Source organism: Pseudoalteromonas sp. J2K-J031, from assembly GCF_058197095.2.
This window is the reverse complement of record NZ_CM200280.1, coordinates 79,829-97,383: the sequence shown is the minus strand read 5'-3', so window position 1 is coordinate 97,383 and position 17,555 is coordinate 79,829. Positions and strand designations below refer to the sequence as shown.

16 protein-coding genes are annotated in these 17,555 nt (G+C 39.1%); 2 read left to right on the top strand and 14 right to left on the bottom strand.

The window, feature by feature from the left end:
* Window positions 1–25: 25 nt before the first annotated feature.
* The 8 genes from ilvN to AC3KZC_RS17700 all read right to left on the bottom strand — a co-directional run bounded on the left by ilvN (window position 26) and on the right by AC3KZC_RS17700 (window position 9,764).
* Complete coding sequence (gene ilvN, locus AC3KZC_RS17735; protein ID WP_490577292.1) at window positions 26–523, bottom strand: acetolactate synthase small subunit; 498 nt, start codon at window positions 521–523, stop codon at window positions 26–28.
* Complete coding sequence (locus AC3KZC_RS17730; protein ID WP_490577291.1) at window positions 523–2,247, bottom strand: acetolactate synthase 3 large subunit; 1,725 nt, start codon at window positions 2,245–2,247, stop codon at window positions 523–525. Before AC3KZC_RS17730 ends, ilvN begins: the two co-directional genes overlap by 1 nt.
* Before the next feature lie 427 nt (window positions 2,248–2,674).
* Window positions 2,675–3,682: an isocitrate dehydrogenase gene (locus AC3KZC_RS17725; RefSeq protein WP_490577290.1), complete on the bottom strand. Its 1,008-nt coding sequence runs from the start codon at window positions 3,680–3,682 to the stop codon at window positions 2,675–2,677.
* Between the two features lie 147 nt (window positions 3,683–3,829).
* Entirely contained in the window at window positions 3,830–5,569 is a 1,740-nt protein-coding gene (locus tag AC3KZC_RS17720) for a hypothetical protein (protein ID WP_490577289.1), read from the bottom strand.
* Window positions 5,566–5,952, bottom strand: coding sequence for a DUF3192 domain-containing protein (locus tag AC3KZC_RS17715; RefSeq protein WP_490577288.1), 387 nt, complete (start codon window positions 5,950–5,952; stop codon window positions 5,566–5,568). Before AC3KZC_RS17715 ends, AC3KZC_RS17720 begins: the two co-directional genes overlap by 4 nt.
* Before the next feature lie 74 nt (window positions 5,953–6,026).
* Window positions 6,027–6,803 carry a flap endonuclease Xni gene (gene xni, locus AC3KZC_RS17710; RefSeq protein WP_490577287.1) on the bottom strand — a complete coding sequence of 259 codons (777 nt, stop codon included), beginning with the start codon at window positions 6,801–6,803 and terminating at the stop codon, window positions 6,027–6,029.
* On the bottom strand, window positions 6,803–8,155 hold the full coding sequence (ppnN, locus tag AC3KZC_RS17705; RefSeq protein ID WP_490577286.1) for a nucleotide 5'-monophosphate nucleosidase PpnN: 1,353 nt from the start codon (window positions 8,153–8,155) through the stop codon (window positions 6,803–6,805). The genes xni and ppnN overlap by 1 nt, the downstream gene beginning before the upstream one ends.
* A 67-nt stretch (window positions 8,156–8,222) precedes the next feature.
* Window positions 8,223–9,764: a GGDEF domain-containing protein gene (locus AC3KZC_RS17700; protein ID WP_490577285.1), complete on the bottom strand. Its 1,542-nt coding sequence runs from the start codon at window positions 9,762–9,764 to the stop codon at window positions 8,223–8,225.
* A gap of 180 nt (window positions 9,765–9,944) precedes the next feature.
* Here AC3KZC_RS17700 and AC3KZC_RS17695 point away from each other — a divergent pair, with 180 nt between their 5' ends.
* Both AC3KZC_RS17695 and AC3KZC_RS17690 read left to right on the top strand, forming a co-directional pair.
* Window positions 9,945–11,741 carry a M61 family metallopeptidase gene (locus tag AC3KZC_RS17695; RefSeq protein WP_490577284.1) on the top strand — a complete coding sequence of 599 codons (1,797 nt, stop codon included), beginning with the start codon at window positions 9,945–9,947 and terminating at the stop codon, window positions 11,739–11,741.
* A 169-nt stretch (window positions 11,742–11,910) separates the two neighbouring features.
* Window positions 11,911–13,323, top strand: a complete 1,413-nt coding sequence (locus tag AC3KZC_RS17690; RefSeq protein ID WP_490577283.1) for an MFS transporter — start codon at window positions 11,911–11,913, stop codon at window positions 13,321–13,323.
* Between the two features lie 11 nt (window positions 13,324–13,334).
* Here AC3KZC_RS17690 and AC3KZC_RS17685 read toward each other — a convergent pair whose 3' ends face one another.
* The 6 genes from AC3KZC_RS17685 to hisB all read right to left on the bottom strand — a co-directional run bounded on the left by AC3KZC_RS17685 (window position 13,335) and on the right by hisB (window position 17,543).
* Complete coding sequence (locus AC3KZC_RS17685) at window positions 13,335–13,532, bottom strand: DUF1289 domain-containing protein (RefSeq protein ID WP_490577282.1); 198 nt, start codon at window positions 13,530–13,532, stop codon at window positions 13,335–13,337.
* 237 nt (window positions 13,533–13,769) lie between these two features.
* Window positions 13,770–14,381 carry a bifunctional phosphoribosyl-AMP cyclohydrolase/phosphoribosyl-ATP diphosphatase HisIE gene (gene hisIE, locus AC3KZC_RS17680; RefSeq protein WP_490577281.1) on the bottom strand — a complete coding sequence of 204 codons (612 nt, stop codon included), beginning with the start codon at window positions 14,379–14,381 and terminating at the stop codon, window positions 13,770–13,772.
* Complete coding sequence (gene hisF / locus AC3KZC_RS17675) at window positions 14,378–15,151, bottom strand: imidazole glycerol phosphate synthase subunit HisF (RefSeq protein ID WP_490577280.1); 774 nt, start codon at window positions 15,149–15,151, stop codon at window positions 14,378–14,380. The genes hisIE and hisF overlap by 4 nt, the downstream gene beginning before the upstream one ends.
* On the bottom strand, window positions 15,133–15,867 hold the full coding sequence (locus AC3KZC_RS17670) for a 1-(5-phosphoribosyl)-5-[(5-phosphoribosylamino)methylideneamino] imidazole-4-carboxamide isomerase (protein WP_490577279.1): 735 nt from the start codon (window positions 15,865–15,867) through the stop codon (window positions 15,133–15,135). Before AC3KZC_RS17670 ends, hisF begins: the two co-directional genes overlap by 19 nt.
* Window positions 15,868–15,894: 27 nt before the next feature.
* Window positions 15,895–16,485, bottom strand: coding sequence for an imidazole glycerol phosphate synthase subunit HisH (gene hisH, locus AC3KZC_RS17665; RefSeq protein ID WP_490577278.1), 591 nt, complete (start codon window positions 16,483–16,485; stop codon window positions 15,895–15,897).
* The gene (gene hisB, locus AC3KZC_RS17660; RefSeq protein ID WP_305975269.1) at window positions 16,482–17,543 is read right to left on the bottom strand and encodes a bifunctional histidinol-phosphatase/imidazoleglycerol-phosphate dehydratase HisB; all 1,062 of its coding nucleotides are present in this window, start codon (window positions 17,541–17,543) and stop codon (window positions 16,482–16,484) included. Before hisB ends, hisH begins: the two co-directional genes overlap by 4 nt.
* Window positions 17,544–17,555: the final 12 nt, after the last annotated feature.

Sequence of the window (17,555 nt, the reverse complement as noted above, 5' to 3'; positions counted from 1 at the left end):
AGGTCCCTTATTTATTTTATCTTTGTTAGATTCTAAGCGCTTTATCACCACGTATAAATCCAACAACCCCAGATCGGACAACTTCAACAATTTCAGTTTCGTTACGTAAAGTATCGATAAACGAAGCTAGTTTGTCAGTGTTACCAACGAGTTGAAGTGAATAGGTTGTTTTTCCCATATCAATAATTGAGCCGCCAAACACATCGGTGATACGAGAGACAGTGGCACGACTTTGCTCATCTGCAGCGCGGACTTTTATCAAGACTAATTCGCGTTCGATATGATTGGTATCGGTTAAGTCTATCACTTTAAGTACATCAACCAGTTTATTAACCTGTTTGGTTATTTGCTCAATAATACGATCATCACCTTGGGTTGTGATGGTAATGCGTGAGAGCGAATTGTCATCTGTGGTGCCCACGGTCAGGCTATCAATATTATATGCTCGCTGTGAAAAAAGCCCCACAATTCGAGACAGTGCCCCTGGTTCATTTTCGAGTAAGATGGCTAAAATTCGTTTCATTATGCTTTTACTCCTTTTTTAAGCCACATGTCATCTATGGCACCTAAACGAATTTGCATTGGATAAACATGTTCTGATTCATCGATACAGACATCAACAAATACCAGTCTATCGGTTATTGCCATCGCAGTTGCAAGGGCATCTTCTAATTGATCAGGATAATCAACACGGATCCCAACATGACCATAACTTTCGGCTAATTTTACAAAGTCCGGTAAAGACTCCATATAAGATGAAGAGTGGCGTCCAGAATAAATCATATCTTGCCATTGCCTAACCATGCCTAAAGAACGGTTATTAAGAGAAATAATTTTAACGGCTAAGCCATATTGCATACAGGTTGAAAGCTCTTGAATATTCATTTGAATAGAACCATCGCCGGTCACACAGACTGACTCTTTATCAGGAAATGCAAGCTTCACACCCATTGCCGCTGGTAATCCAAATCCCATCGTGCCTAAACCACCACTGTTAATCCATTGGCGAGGTTTATCAAAAGGGTAATACTGGGCTGCAAACATCTGATGTTGCCCAACATCTGAGCTGATATACGCCTTTCCTTGGGTGACTTTATAGAGGGTTTCAATGACTGTTTGTGGTTTTATTTTACCTTCCGCTTTGGTGTAACTTAGGCACTTTTGGTCACGCCAGCTATTGATAGTGCGCCACCAATCTTCTTGTGCAGCTCGGTCTATTTGAAGTTCACTTTTATCGATTTCAACCTGTAATTGTTCAAAGACTGTTGCTAAATCACCAACGACAGGAATATGCGCAGAAATCGTTTTAGAAATCGAGGTAGGATCTACATCGACATGAATGATGGTTGCTTTTGGACAAAACTTTTTAACATTATTGGTGACGCGATCATCAAATCGAGCGCCTAAGGCTAAAATCACATCGGCATTGGCCATTGCTTTGTTTGCTTCTAAGTTGCCATGCATTCCAAGCATACCAATAAAGTTTGGATGAGTGCCTGAAATGCCTCCCAAACCCATTAACGTATTAGTGATGGGGGCATTGAGTGATTCAACTAATTGAGTGAGTTGTTCAGAAGTATCAGACAAAATAATGCCACCTCCTGAATAAATAACTAATCTTTTCGCTTTTAAAATGGCCTGAACTGATTTTTTAATTTGTTTTGAATGTCCTTTCTTACTCGGATTATAAGAGCGTAAAGAAATTTCTTTTGGCATGACAAATGGGAATTCAAGAGCAGGATTAAGAATATCTTTTGGTAGCTCAACAACTACGGGGCCTGGTCGCCCTGTTTTAGCAATGTAAAAGGCTTTGGCCAACACTTCTGGGATCTCAAGCGCACTGCGGCAATTAAAACTGTGTTTTACTATTGGTCTTGAGCAACCAACGATATCAGTTTCTTGAAAGGCATCATCACCAATTAGATTACTAGGGACTTGTCCAGCAAGCACGACCATTGGGATCGAATCCATATAGGCTGTAGCAATACCTGTAACGCAATTGGTCGCTCCTGGACCTGATGTCGCAAGAACGACGCCCACTTGACCTGTTGCACGGGAAAACCCATCAGCCATGTGCGTTGCTGCTTGTTCATGGCGCACTAGTATGTGTTCAACATCGTTTTGTACATACAAGGCATCGTAAATATCTAGTACAGAGCCTCCGGGATAACCAAATACATATTTGACCTCTAGTTCTTTCAGTGCTCGCACGACAAGTGCAGCTCCTGACATCATTTCTTGTTCCATCCTCATTCCTTATTTTAAGTCAAAAAAAAACCCCGTCTTAATGTGCGGGGTTTATTTTGAGTGCTGTTTGTTGCTCAAGTTAACCCGCTGGCATCACCACAGTGACCAGTACCACGAGCACAACTAAAACAACACGAGTTAAATTCATAGATATTTTTTAATTAATTATTAACAAGCTCTTTTTTATAAGTTTTACCCGTTAATGTCAAGTTAATAAATAAAGTTTTAAGGGATAAAAAATGCGAAAAATCAATGCGTGAGATGTTATTTTGGATAAGTATTCCTTTGGGTGAACTGTTAAGGGATTTAAATGTTAGGATTGAATTAAATAATGCCTATTTAAGTCTCTGTCTTGAGGGAGAAATTACGATTTTTTTGCAAAAAAAAGCCCACAATATGTGGGCTAGTGTATATTTTTATTTTTGTATTACAGACGTTCAATCACGGCTTGGGTAAAGTCTGTAGTACCGTGGTTACCACCTAGGTCGCGTGTTGTACGATCACCAGTTTTAATCACATCAGCTACAGCATTACGAATACGCTCGGCGGTATCGGCCATGCCCAAGTGTTCTAACATTTGAATTGACGCTAAAATAACAGAGGTTGGGTTGGCTAGATTTTTACCTGCGATATCCGGTGCACTTCCATGAACGGCTTCAAAAATTGCAGCATCTTCACCAATATTTGCACCTGGAGCCATTCCAAGACCACCGACTAAACCTGCACATAAATCAGATAAAATATCACCAAACAAATTAGTGGTTACAATTACATCAAACTCTTCAGGTGTCATTACTAATTTCATACACGCCGCATCTACAATCATTTCTGTCGATTCAATATCAGGGTAGCGTGCAGCGACTTCACGTGCCACTTTTAGGAATAAGCCTGAAGTAGATTTTAAAATGTTGGCTTTGTGAACTGTAGTCACTTTTTTACGGTTTTCACGACGAGCTAATTCGTAAGCAAAAACGGCAATTTTTTCAGCACCTTCACGTGTAATTTTAGAGACTGCTTCCGCTTCTGAACCGTCTTCAGATACTACTTGACCTAAACCAGAATACATACCTTGAGTATTTTCACGTACAGTAATGATATCAATATCTTCATAACGTGCTTTAGTGCCTTCGAACGATACAACAGGTCGAACATTGGCATACAAATTAAACTTTTTACGCAAGGTCACATTGATTGAAGTAAAGCCTTCACCTACAGGTGTGGTAAGTGGACCTTTAAGTGTGATTTTATTTTTGGCAATGGCATCAATCGTTGCTTGTGGTAATAATTCGCCAGTATTTTCTAACGCAGTTAGACCAGCATCAACAAACTCATATTCAAAATCACAGCCAGCTGCATTTAAAATTTCTAAGGCTGAATCTATGATGCTAGGACCGATCCCGTCACCTTTAATTACTGTGATAATTTGTTTGGCCATTGTAAGATTCCTTTAACAAGAGTGTTCCATCAGAATTTTTATACCGATGGATGGAATTAATATTCAGTCGTGCTTTATAGCAATTTCGCTGCAATGTTTCCAGATTTAACTACATAAATAACACCAATTGCTTATAAATAAGGCGTTTTAGAGTAAGTTGAATGGATTGAGATTATATTTATTACTAAAAAAAAGATGGAAATCATCATTCGGCTTGCACTCAGAAATACCTAATGTACTAAATGCACGTTCTAGTATGTTATTGCTCAATGTGCATGAGATCACTTGTTTAAAATAAATACGATTGATAGATGCACAAGTGATAATTAAGCAAGCAAGTTCGACAGAGTATGTGTGTGCTTCTAACTGTGGTAGTCGGGTTAAATTCGTTAATGCTGAATGCCAATTTGTGCTGAGGTATAAATCTTTGGTGATTGTGAGTTCTGCGTGTGTTGCTGGTAGTAACAAAAAAGGGTTGGGGCTTAGCTGATCAGAGCTTTTTAAAACTCGCTCATTACTAGAGGTGTTAAAAAATAAATGAGGATTTGATTGTAAAATAACCAATACATACTTAAGTAATGCGCAGCTCGACTGCTCTGAAAATAAGTGGTGATGGTCTTTTGCTAAATGCTCTAGTAGCTCTAAGGCAATATATAATCGAGTCTTAAAAAAAGACTGATTCGGTAAATTGAGCGAATCAATAGCTTGGATAAGGGTTATTTTTTTTATTATTTCAGGTGTTCTTGCAGGCCCAAGAAGCAAGATAGCGTGTTTTAAGTCATAAATATTTTGCCCGGTACGCGCTGAGGCGTATTGGCAAATTAAAGGGGCTAAGTTTGGCGATTGATCACAAATTTTTAGCAACTGTTCTAACGAAACGATTCTAAAGCGTTCTAAAACAACCAGTAGTTCGTCAATAGATTGCTCTTCAATAGATTGTTCTTCATTTTCTGATGCCTTTTGCAGGCCGAGTAAGCGTTTCTCTAATGGCCTAAACCAGAGGCTGAAAATTAAATGTTCATCCAAACACGCTTTTTGCGTAAATTTTGTTTGACTTGGCGCTTCTTTACTCTCTTGCCAGTGCCCTTTAGCTGTCAGTTTTCGCTCACTTAAATGAAAACTTAAATGCGTCTGCTCATCAATAAAATCTATATAGAGATAAAGCTGGTTATTTTTTTGATAGCAGCTTCCGGGAATAATAGATGGCAAGGTTTTAATGAGCTTTTTTAATAAGTTTTGAGCATTTTCATTATCAGTCGCGCAATAAACATTTTTTAGTGCATCATTTAAACTGATGGCTTGAGCCGATTTTGATAAGGTTATTTTTCGGGCTAGTAATTCAGATAGTGCAACAATACAAGTAGGTTCATCGAGTACATAATGTTCTTTTTGCCCTAAAAAATGTTTACTTACACTCGATAAGTTGTTAAGTGTATGATAAATAATTGGTTCTTTAACTTTACCTGTTTGCATTAACTTTAGAGCCAATAAATGACGTTGCACCCACAGTTTTTTACCCTGAGGTGTGAGAGCTTCGTTGTTTGCCAGTTGATTTGATTCTTTTTGAGCGCACATTAAATGAATTAAGCAACTCGCAATCAGTCCCTGTCTTATTGTGCTTGGGATCGATGCAGCATGACAAAACATACAACATAAAATCGTTTGATTGATAATTAAATTAGTTGTAAAACCTTGTTTTGATATATAAAACATAAGCTGAGCTTGTAAAGCTCTTGGGTTGGAGATATAGGCATTATCATATTGTTCTGCTAATAAACTAATAAGCGGGAATAATTTTGGCCATTTTTCTTTATCGTAATATAAGCGCAGTAACGTATGGGTTGCGCCAACGAGATCATGAAGTTGTTTTGCTGAAAAGTCACTCATATGAGTTCGCTATTATAAGCAGTCAGAGCGCCTAGACCCCATGCGATGAGTAAGCCATCTTTAAAAAGCATTCCTGTGCATTCATCTTGGGTCGTAATGCCATCCGATTTGACATGTTGAGTCCGATAAAAAAAAATTTGATAAACATGTTCGTTACGTTTTTTTGCAAAAGTTAAATCAGGTGCGCCTAATTGCTGTAGTAGTGTATCGCTTGATAATTTTTGCCCAGCCTTTAATTTATCAATGAAACGATTATTAAAGGCTTCTCTATCTTGCCAATTCATTGTAGCGGGGTCGTCTTGATAAAAAACAATAACTAAAGAGGCTAGAGCCACATAAAGGCCTATCCCTAACAAAATATAACGAATAATCTTTTTCGTCATTAAACTAACCTTTACAGACATTGACCAATGTGAATTTGGATTTTTGATATCATAACTCATTCGCATTGATATGTTTAAGCTCTTTTTAAGCGCAGATCTTTGAGCGAAAAACCTAAAGGGAGATCAACACGTAATGTCGAAAGGGTTTTTGAGATCACATATTCGTTAAGTTGAGTCTCTAACTTATCTCGGATTTTTTGATTAAGCTCAGAGCTGGCTAATGCAGCGCTAACACAAGGATGCTGGGCTAATATTGTTTGTGCCGTTTTTTTACCAATCCCTTTTACACCAGGAATATCGTTAGTGGTATCTCCTGCCAGTGCCCAAAGTTCAATGAGTTGATTTTTATTGACAGAAAACTTTTCTAAAATGGTGTCTTCAGTAAAATATTGACCAGAGAAATAGTCATAAACGTGAATATATGGGTCGAGCAAAGGTAAAAACCCTTTGTCTGTTGAAATGATCGTTGAATTAATTAGTTGTCTTGCTGCTTTATCTGCAAGTGTTGCAATAATATCGTCTGCTTCATCATCTTGAGGAAAATAACTGATAACCCCTATATCTGACAGTTGTAGAGCAAAGCGCTGTAAGCTTCCTTGAAGCGGACTTGGCATTGGCTTTCGATTGATTTTATATTCAGGATAATATTGATAGCGCCAGCTATTATCGCCATCAAAAACAGCAATTGCGTGAGTAGGATTGATTTGTTTTAAGAGTTTACTGACAGCGCGCTCAACACGGTTTATCGCATTTTTGATTGCGATCTCATCGTGATTTGACTGATTGCTATCAACAGCATAGATGCGTCGGATAAGATTCAACGCATCTATGATTAAAAGGTGCTTATTCATTAGGTCTTTATGTTGTAACAAGGTACATACTTTGTCCCAGGTAATTTCATTCTACCTTGTTTAACAAATGCTTGCAGCAGTAAATCCATGTCCTGCATTAAGCTTAAATCTCCAGACAATGAAAAAGGACCATGTTGTTTAATTTCCTTGATCCCTTCATCTTTGACATTTCCAGCGACAATACCTGAAAACGCACGACGTAAATTTGCTGCTAGTTGTTGAGGAGGTTGATTAAGATGCAGGTCAAGACTGGCCATGTTGCCATGTGTCGGAGCAAATGGATGTTGGAAATCATCATCAATCTTAAGTGTCCAGTTAAAGTGGTAAGCGTCGCCCTGGGCTTTACGATAATCACGCACTTGTTGCATATTTTGTTTTAGCCTAGAGGCTACGGCTTGTGGATCGCCTACAATCACTTCAAATTTAGCAAGCGCTTGTTTACCTAAGGTTTTTTCAACAAAACGACAAATTTCATCAAAATATGCCTTACTTTCAATTGGCCCAGTCAAAATAACCGGCAAATGTTGTTTTTCATTTTCAGGGTGAAGCAAAATACCCAACAAGTATAAGAGTTCTTCAGCAGTACCCGCGCCACCTGGAAAAATAATAATTCCATGGGCAACACGGATAAAGGCTTCTAATCTTTTTTCAATATCTGGAAAAATAACTAGTTCGTTAACGATAGGGTTTGGTGGCTCAGCTGCAATGATACTTGGCTCAGTCAAACCTAAATATCGATTATTTTTTATGCGTTGTTTAGCATGACCAATGGTTGCACCTTTCATTGGGCCTTTCATTGCTCCTGGGCCACATCCAGTGCAAATGTTTAGGCCTCGTAAACCTAATTGATAGCCAACTTCTTTAGTGTAGCGATATTCAATTTCATTGATTGAATGACCACCCCAGCAAACAATCATGTTTGGGTCGGTATTAACCGGAAGTGCATTTGCATTACGAAGCATATCAAACACTACATGGGTAGTATGAGCTGAATCAGTAATGGTTGGGTGAGGCGAGTCGTATTTACTATTTATAAATAAAATATCGCGGATCACCGAGAATAGGTGTTCATGGATCCCGCGGATAATCTGGCCATCAACAAAAGCGGTTTCTGGCGGATTGTGTAATTCTATTTTAATTCCTCGCTCTCGACTCAGTAAATTAATATCAAAATCACGATATTTATTATAAATTTCATCGCTTGAATCGGTATGGCTACCAACATTTAAAACAGCAAGCGAACAATTTCGAAATAAACGGTATAACTCTGAGGTCGAAGATTGCTTTAAGGAATCAACTTCTAATTGGGAAAGTAAATCTAAACTGCCGATTGGATTAAGCTGTACTAGCATTGATATTTCCTTCTATCGCTCAATAACTATTTATTTAATATAGTTTTTTTACAATAGAAGGCAATATTTATTTTTTAATAACTAACCTGTCTCGTCCAGTTCTTTTAGCTTCATACAGTGCTTCATCGGCACGATCAAAGACTTCTTGTGTGGTATCGATTGACATAAATTGGGTTGCACCAATCGAAATTGTAATTTGTACATTATTATCTTTAAATTTAAACGGAATGGCTTTTATCGCTTTTCTGATTTTTTCAAGTGGTTGAATTATTTGTTTTAAATCGGTATCAGGCATAATAATAATAAATTCTTCGCCGCCAAACCGCGCTATAAAATCCGTATTACGCACCGTTTTTTTCAATGCACTTGCAATGACCTGTAATGTTTTATCGCCTGCACTGTGGCCAAAGCTGTCGTTTATTCGTTTGAAGTGATCAACATCAATCACTACAAGGCATAAACTTTTATTGTTCCGTTTAAAACTATTAAATTCGAGTTGAAAACGTTCATCAAAAGCGGCTCTGTTTGGTAACTTTGTTAAGCTATCTTGTAAGCTTTTGAATTTTTGTTCTGCTAAACGCTCTCGATAAACGGCTGTTTCATTTTCAAGGGTATCAATTCTTGTTTGCATTACTTTTAATGATTCGGTAATACATTCACGCTCTTGTACTTCGAGTTCTTCTTTATATTTTATATCTAAAGTGAGGGCTTCTAGTTTTTTGCCGACAATCAGTTTTAGTTCTGTTATTGAATTAGCTTGTTGGCTTTGATCATTAAGTTGAGAGATTTTTTCTTCAATTTTTTGATTTAACTCAGCCATTTTATGGCCGACATCTTTTGAACGATTGACGGAATCGAGTAGTGTTTTATGCAATAAAGAAAGCGTTTCGTTAATTGCAAATAAAAAACTTTGAGCGGTTTGCCGTTCTTGAGAAATGGTTGAAACAATAAGACGAATAATATTAATACAGCTCTCTAGCAATACATTAAGCTGATGGTTAGAAGAGATACGTTGTTTTATATGGTCTATTTTTTTAGCGCTTTCGCCTTCAAAGGCAAGCTCGCTGGTTAAATTGAGTAATTCATTGGCTAAATCAGGAGAAAGTGCGTGTGGATCTGAACTTAAATCACCGTGTTTATTATTAAGTACTTGATGGTAAATTTCGACAAGATTAGAAAGTACGGGTACGAAATCTTGTGTGGCTTTAATATCATTTAACCCGTTGGTTAATAAATTACGTAAACTACGACGTAAGTCATCAGGTACACCTTTTGACTGTTGAAGTCGTTTACCTGCGTCGTTAACCGTTTGGTGTAATTCTCTTATATTCGCATTTTGGCGGCTTTCTTGTTGCTGCAAAATAATGCTTATGTCATCAATTAAAGGTTTCAGCCTATCAAAGTCGATACCTTTACTTATCAAAGAGCGAAAGTTTGCTAAACGATTATCCAGTTCAATATCAATCCCTTTACAGGCCAAAGATAGTTTTGATACAAACTGCACTAAAGTGGATACTTGAGCATGGCGAGCTTGTTCAATGACATTACGACTTTGAATGGTTGATGCGAGTTTCTTTTCTAGAGACTCTATTTCCTTATGGTTTGACACAGACGTTCTTATTCCTTCTACTACTTAACTTTGAAGACTAAGTTGATTATATGCAAAACACCCAATAACTCCATGCTTTAAGTTAAATTTCCTTCTTAAATACTGTACATAAATCGATTCAGTTACTTATCGCAAAGGCTAGAAAATAGTGTGCGCACTTGTTACCCTCAAAGGATAATAATGAATAAGGAATTCCGAGTGCACAAACTATCATCATTAGCTTCTTTTTTGTTGCTTTTATCATCAGCGCCCCTTTTTGCCGATGTTAACTATAAACTTGAAATTAATCAGCCTGAACATCATCTTTCAAACGTTGTGGTGCAATTCCCAAAAACAGCTCAGTCTTATTTAGATGTGAAACTTCCTTCTTGGCGAACAGGTCGCTATGAAGAGTTGAATTTGGCCAATGGTGTTCGTTTTTTTGAAGCAAAAGATGCGTCAGGCAAAGCATTAAGTTGGTACAAGGTAGAAAAGAGTACTTGGCGTGTTGAATTACTTGAGCCTGCAAGCATTACGATTAACTATCAAGTGTATGCAAATGAGCTGGGTAATCGTTCGCGTCATATTGATGACAGCCATGCTTACATTGATGCATCCGGTTTTTTTATGTACAGCGAGAGCTTTAGAGACGAGCCTATCACGGTGCAATTAGATGTGCCTAAAAAGTGGCGTAGTGTCTCTGGTTTGAACCAAGGTAAAAACAAGCATTCATTTGTAGCCCCTAATGTCGATGTGCTTATTGATTCTCCAATCGAAACTGGTATTAACCAATGGTATGAATTTGAAGTAGATGGGCGTCAATATGAGTTAGTTATTTGGGGTCATGGGAATTATGATGTTGATTTAATGCTAAGCGATTTAAAAAAGTTAGTTAAAACGGGCGATGTGATTTGGCAAGGTTATCCATTTGAGCGCTATGTTTTTATGGTGCATGCAACCTCTGGTGCACGCGGGGCAACAGAGCATTTAAATTCGACCATCATTCAACGCTACCGCGAAAGCTTTCATAAACGCGAAGATTACCTTGAGTTTATATCAACAGCAGCTCATGAATTTATCCACACTTGGAATGTTAAAGCGTATCGCCCTCAAGGATTAGTTCCTTACGATTATATTAATCCAAATTACAGCCGTATGTTGTGGATTTCTGAAGGGTCAACCAGTTATTTAGAAGATCATTTATTATTACGAAGCGGTATTAAAACGACGAAGGAACTCTATAAAGGGTTAGCTAAGTCGATAAATCGTCATCTTGAAACGCCTGGCAGAGAAGTGCAGTCTGCTGCTGATACTAGTTTTGACAAATGGATTAATCAAGGAGGCGACCATGGTCGTAATTTTAGTACCAACATTTATTCTGAAGGTGCTTTAATTTCATTCGCCCTTGATATTGATATACTCGAAAAAACCCAAGGTAAAAAAAGTTATCGTGATGTGCACAATGCGCTATATCAAGATTTTTCATTGCCTAAAGGCTTTACAGAGCAAGACGTTAAGACCATTTTACAACAGTTAACAGGTGCTGATTATACAGGCTGGTGGGCACAAAACGTTGATGCACCCGCGAACTTAGACTTTGAGCATTTGCTTGGTGTGATAGGGCTTGAGTTAGTCTATCCTAAAGAAACTAAGTTTGTCGCCGATCCTGAATTTTCGGCACGTGCGGGGAGTGAACTACCAACACTTAGCGCAGTAAAACGAAATGGCGCAGCGTGGAAAGCTGGCTTAACTTCGGGTGATGTAATTGTTGCCGTTAATGGTCATAAAGTACCAGCAGATTTAAATGGGTATTTTGCTCAATTTAAAGTAGGCCAAACACTAAAGCTTGATTTTTTCCGCCGCGATACCTTGCTTAAAACAGAATTGGTTTTAGCTCAAAAATCGGATAAAGATAAAGTCATTCAGGTTGTTAATGAGCCATCAGAGCAGCAAAAAAGTTTATACAAAGCATGGATTGGATTAGATTTAGTTAATTAATAATTCTATTTTCTTGGTATTACAAAAGCACTTCAATATGAGGTGCTTTTTTATTTAAACAGACAAAACGATAAAACTGGCTAGAGTTATAACTTTGGCTAGGTCATACTACTTCTATTATGTAGGTAGTTGATCATTAGTTCTTTTTACGGGTAAATTAGTTATAACAATGCAAAACGACGGTGTGATAAAACCAACTAGGCGTACTTGGCTACGTAGCACGTTAAAGTGTTCTCAAAAAGAAGCTGTAGCTTCTTCTACTATGACAGCCACCAGTGATAATTTTTTTAATGCCTATGCTATTTCACTCGGTGCATCAATGGCTCAAATGGGGTTAGTTACTGGCTTACCCCAATTGTTTGGTGCAGCTGCTCAGCTAATATCTGTTTGGCTTGCGAGCCATTTTAATCGGCGTTCGTTTATAGTCACTTGCGCTTTATTGCAGGCAATTATTGTAGCGACAATCGCGCTTCTGGCAACATTAAGCCCTGATGATGCAGTTTATTACTTTATTATTTTTGCGGTGCTTTATCATGCTTGCTTGAATTTAATCCAACCGCATTGGCGGGCTTGGATGGGCAGTGTTGTTCCTAGGCGAAGAAGAGGTGCTTTTTTTGCATCACGTACTCGACTCACCATGATTTCATCGTTGAGTATGTTTTTTATTGGTGGTGGAATTTTGTCGCTCACTGACTCAATGGCGATGGCCTGGTTAGGATTCACATTGTTATTTTCTATTGCTGCTATGGGTCGGTTTATCTCAGCATTTCTACTGTATAAAATGCACGATCCTGTTCATGTACATGAAAAAGAACAAGGCGTGTTTGGTAGTACCTTTAGTAATTTTAGAGCAGCTTGGAAAGACCAAACTTTTCGTCATTACAGTTTGTTTGTAGGTTTAATGCAAGCCATGGTGGCAATATCAGCTCCATTTTTTGCCGTCTATATGTTAGAAGACCTAAAATTCAGTTACTTTGAATTCGTTTTAACCAGTGTTGCATCGATAATGACACAATTTTTAACGCTAAAGTTTTGGGGGCGATACAGCGATCAGTTCGGCAATCGCTTAGTGATGATCATTACGAGCTGTTTAATTCCAACCTTACCGCTGACATGGCTATTTTCGGCTGATTTTTATTACATTTTATTGATTCAGATGCTCTCTGGTTTTGCATGGAGCGGCTTTACGCTCAGTACGGCAAATTATTTATATGATATTAGGCCTTTTAGGTCTGACTTTGCGACCTACGCCGCACTGCAATCTGCGTTAGGTGCAGCTATGGTTTTTGTTGGCGCAATGGTCGGAGGGCAAATTGCATCTCATGCCCCAGAGATTGTAAATTATCTTGAGATTAGCGCGTGGCAAGCACATCCATTATTTTTAGTATTTTTTGTTTCGAGTGTCTTACGGGGGTTAGTTACTTTATGGTTTATTCCACGTTCAGTCGAACCGAATATTCGACCACGACCTAAATTACTCAATATAATGTTTCGTGTTGCTCGATTTAATGCAATTTCTGGTGTTAGTCTTGATTGGTTAACCATTATCAAAAAACGAGACCATAAGTGCAACGATGAGTAAATTGCTTGTAATTATTGGGTAGGTCTTTTTTTATCTAAATGAGCATCTGCACGTGGTGTGTTTAAAATCACATCACGCTCTCTTTGTGTTAATAAAATCCAATCATAAATTTCATCTTCTGTTCGACCGCAGCCGGTACAGTATCCGCTTAAACGATGGCACTGCCCAATACAGGCGGTTTTAAATTGATTTTGTTTGGCTTTTTTCATTGTGTAAACGACTTCTTTTGATTTTGCTACAAGTTGTTATTGTATCAGCCTTACAAACCAATTGTGACATTGTTTGGCAATGAATGAGGCGAGACTTGCTGTCAGACTGAAGGAAAATGCCATAAGCACAGTCCAAATGATTTTCTAAAATGAGCGTCAACCATGCCTTCAAAATCTGTTATCAAGTTAAGAGTTAAACCAGCGAAAGCCGATTTAACTCTGCTTGATGTATATCGTTTATTTGTGGCGCTTCTCTAAATTAGCAATCACTTCAGTCACAGGGACATCTGCTTTTTGTAATAAAACCAGTAGATGGAATAATAAATCGGCAGATTCATTGATAAGCTCCTCACGGTCTTGTTTGACTGCTGCAAGTGCAACCTCTACGCCTTCTTCACCGACTTTTTGCGCACTGCGACTAATGTCCTTAGCGAACAACGAAGCTGTATAACTACTTTCTGGTGACGCTGTTTTACGTGATTCAATGACGCGGTTGAGTTGACCCAGAAATGCCCAATCCGGTGTTGCACCAGGAAAACAACTTTGTGTGCCTAAATGACAGGTTGGGCCATCAGGTGTTGCTAAAATCAAAATGGAGTCATGATCACAATCAGTATGAATATCAATTACATGTAAGTAATTTTTGGAACTTTCACCTTTGACCCATAACCGCTCTTTTGAACGACTATAAAAGGTCACTTTTTCGGTGGTTAAAGTTTGCTCCAGTGCAGCCTTATTCATAAAGCCTTGCATTAATACTGTGCCAGTTGCGATATCTTGAACAATCGCAGGGATCAGTTCACTTTTTGCAAAGTCTAGGTTTTGATAATTGCTTAAATCTAACTTCATAGTCGAGTTGCCACCTGATTTTTGGCTAAAAATTGTTTGAGATCTGGAATATCAATGATGTTTTTATGAAACACACTTGCCGCCAGTGCACCATCAACATTTGCTTGTTGAAAAACATCAACAAAGTCTTGCATTGTACCTGCTCCGCCAGATGCTATGAGCGGTACATGGCAGTGTTCACGAATTAAATTGAGTTGTTCGATATCGTACCCATTACGCACACCATCTTGGTTCATGCAGTTTAAAACAATTTCACCTGCGCCTAAATCTTGCACTTGCTTAACCCAATCCATGGTGGTGTAACGGGTGCGTGAAGAGGCATTGGGATCGCCTGTCAGCTGGTAAACTAAATATTGATTTGTTTCTTGGTCATAAAAACTGTCGATACCGACAACCACACATTGTTTACCAAACTCATCATGTAACTGTTTGATTAACTGTGGATTTGCGATGGCGGGGCTGTTAATGCTGATTTTATCAGCGCCTTGTTCGAGTACTCGACCCGCATCGCTTACTGATTTAATGCCACCGGCAACACAAAACGGAATATCAATATGGCGTGCAATCGTTTCGACCCAAGTTAAATCAAGCAGTCTTTTTTCAACACTGGCACTGATCTCGTAAAACACCAGTTCATCGGCACCTGCGTCGCTATAAGCTTGGGCAAGGGGTAAAATATCACCAATTATTTCATGTTCTTTGAATTTTACACCTTTAACTACTTGGCCATTTTTAACGTCTAAGCAAGGAATTATGCGTTTGGACAACATGCAATGGCCTCCTCAACACTGAAGGCACCATCTAATAATGATTTACCTAAAATAATGCCGCTCACACCCAGTACTTTTAATTTAGCAATATCATCAAGGGAGCTTACGCCACCTGAGGCTTGAACTTGGATATCCGGAAATTCAGCCAGTAAGTCTTGGTACAAAGGAAATGACGGGCCTGTCATGGTGCCATCTTTACTGATGTCCGTGCATAAGAACTCATTGACGCCAAGCGCTTTGTAAAAAGCAACTAACTCAAATAATCCAAGTTCTGCATTGTTAAGCCAACCATGGGTTGCCGGAAGCCAGCCGTTTTCAGTCTTGTTCACGTCCAAAGCGATTACAAATTTCTCTGGGCCAAATTGGTCTATCCAAGCTTTCACAGTCTCGCTCTTCTCCACAGCCATCGAGCCAATTACTACTTGCTTCGCGCCTGCTGCTAGCCAAGTGCTGATGTCTGACTCGCTTCGAATGCCGCCGCCGATTTGAAAGGGTACGTTGAGCCCTTCTAATGCTTTTTGAATGTGTTGCCATTGTTTTTTGCTCGGATCTCGAGCGCCCTCTAAGTCGACTAAATGTAATTTAGACGCGCCGCTTCTTGCGTATTCGGCTAAGCGAGCACCTAACTCATATGGGTAAAATTGTGCTGTATCGTATTTGCCTTGGTACAGACGAACAATTTGGTTTTGTAAAACATCTAATGCTGGAATGATCACAGGTTAAGTCTCTCTGTTTTTGGTCGCTTAAATGCGCCATTCAATAAAATTAGTTAATAAGCGGGCACCGACTTTGGCTGAGCGCTCAGGATGAAATTGCATACCAGCAAAATTATCTTTGGTCACAATGGCTGAAAATCGCTCGCCATATTCACCACTGACTAAGGTTGCACTGTTAACGCGATGGGCAAAACTATGCACAAAATAGACTTGATCCGATGCTAATAAGCCCTGAGTAAGAGCATGAGCTGACTCAACGTGCAAATTATTCCAGCCCATGTGCGGTGATGTGAGTTGTCCTGTCTCAAGTAACGATACTTTGCCAGGGATCACGCCTAAGGTATCGACATGCCCTTCTTCAGTCGATTCGCATAGCAATTGCATTCCTAAACAAATGCCCATCAATGGCTTTTGATACTCAGTAATGGCTGATTGCCAGCCGCCATCAATTAAGCGTTTCATCGCAACACTTGCATGGCCAACGCCTGGCAGCACTGCACGGTCAAAATTAATCAATTGATCTGGGTGGCTTATCACCTCGGTAGGGCAATTTAATCGCTCAAAGGCAAATCGGACTGAATTGATATTGGCACAACCGGTATTGATGATAGCAATCATAACATTCCCTTTGAGCTGGCTAATACTTGAGTGGCGTCTTTCGCTATGGCCATTCTAAGTGCGCGTGAAAATGCTTTAAACAATCCTTCAACTTGGTGGTGACAATTGCCATCACTAATTGACAAAATTAAGCTTAATGCTGCGTTATCAGTCAGGCTTTTAAAAAAGTGTTCGACCATTTGGACATCCATATCGCCGACTTTTTCGCGGCTAAAATTGGCATTCAGTACAAACGATGCACGACCAGATAAGTCAATCTGGGCTTCAGCTTTACATTCGTCCATTGGCAAGGCAAACCCATAGCGTGCGATTTGTGATTTTGTACCAAGAGCGGTTTTGATTGCTTGGCCCAGCGCAATGCCAATGTCTTCCACTAGATGGTGTTCATCGATGTATAAATCACCCGAGGCTTTAATGTCCAATTCAATATTGGCGTGGGTGCGAATTTGATCTAGCATATGGTCGAAAAATCCAAGCCCTGTTTCAATACTGCCTTTTGCTGGGCTATCTAAATTTAGCCTAAGTGCAATTTGGGTTTCTTTCGTATTACGCTCAATTAGGGCACAGCGGTTAGGTGTTAATAAACGCGTGGTAATACTTTGCCAATCACCTTGGTACAAAATGCCTTCGCAACCTATGTTTTCGGCCAAGCCGATATCCGTTTGGCGATCGCCAATGACAAAAGAGCGTGATAAATCAACCTTGCCTGAACGCAAATAACCAGTCATAAGCCCTGTTTTAGGCTTGCGGCAGGTGCAGTTATCTTCGCTAAAGTGTGGGCAAATTAATACGTCTTCAAATTTAACCCCTTGGCTGGTGAAAATATCCATCATGTGGTTTTGTGCCACATGATAATTTGCTTCAGGGAATGAATCAGTGCCTAAACCATCTTGATTAGAGACAATCACTAAACGATATCCCGCAGCTTGTAATTGCAGCAGCGCAGGGATGACGCCCGGTTCTAATTTTACTTTGGCAACACTGTCGACTTGTTTATCTTCGATTGGCTCATAAATCAGGGTGCCATCGCGGTCAATAAATAAATAGGGAAAACTCATTACTGCTTACTC

Coding starts and splice junctions, on each gene's coding strand:
- ilvN (WP_490577292.1), bottom strand. CDS start 523: ATGAAACGAATTTTAGCCATCTTACTCGAAAATGAACCAGGGGCACTG.
- AC3KZC_RS17730 (WP_490577291.1), bottom strand. CDS start 2,247: ATGGAACAAGAAATGATGTCAGGAGCTGCACTTGTCGTGCGAGCACTG.
- AC3KZC_RS17725 (WP_490577290.1), bottom strand. CDS start 3,682: ATGGCCAAACAAATTATCACAGTAATTAAAGGTGACGGGATCGGTCCT.
- AC3KZC_RS17720 (WP_490577289.1), bottom strand. CDS start 5,569: ATGAGTGACTTTTCAGCAAAACAACTTCATGATCTCGTTGGCGCAACC.
- AC3KZC_RS17715 (WP_490577288.1), bottom strand. CDS start 5,952: ATGACGAAAAAGATTATTCGTTATATTTTGTTAGGGATAGGCCTTTAT.
- xni (WP_490577287.1), bottom strand. CDS start 6,803: ATGAATAAGCACCTTTTAATCATAGATGCGTTGAATCTTATCCGACGC.
- ppnN (WP_490577286.1), bottom strand. CDS start 8,155: ATGCTAGTACAGCTTAATCCAATCGGCAGTTTAGATTTACTTTCCCAA.
- AC3KZC_RS17695 (WP_490577284.1), top strand. CDS start 9,945: ATGAATAAGGAATTCCGAGTGCACAAACTATCATCATTAGCTTCTTTT.
- AC3KZC_RS17690 (WP_490577283.1), top strand. CDS start 11,911: ATGCAAAACGACGGTGTGATAAAACCAACTAGGCGTACTTGGCTACGT.
- AC3KZC_RS17685 (WP_490577282.1), bottom strand. CDS start 13,532: ATGAAAAAAGCCAAACAAAATCAATTTAAAACCGCCTGTATTGGGCAG.
- hisIE (WP_490577281.1), bottom strand. CDS start 14,381: ATGAAGTTAGATTTAAGCAATTATCAAAACCTAGACTTTGCAAAAAGT.
- hisF (WP_490577280.1), bottom strand. CDS start 15,151: ATGTTGTCCAAACGCATAATTCCTTGCTTAGACGTTAAAAATGGCCAA.
- hisH (WP_490577278.1), bottom strand. CDS start 16,485: ATGATTGCTATCATCAATACCGGTTGTGCCAATATCAATTCAGTCCGA.
- hisB (WP_305975269.1), bottom strand. CDS start 17,543: ATGAGTTTTCCCTATTTATTTATTGACCGCGATGGCACCCTGATTTAT.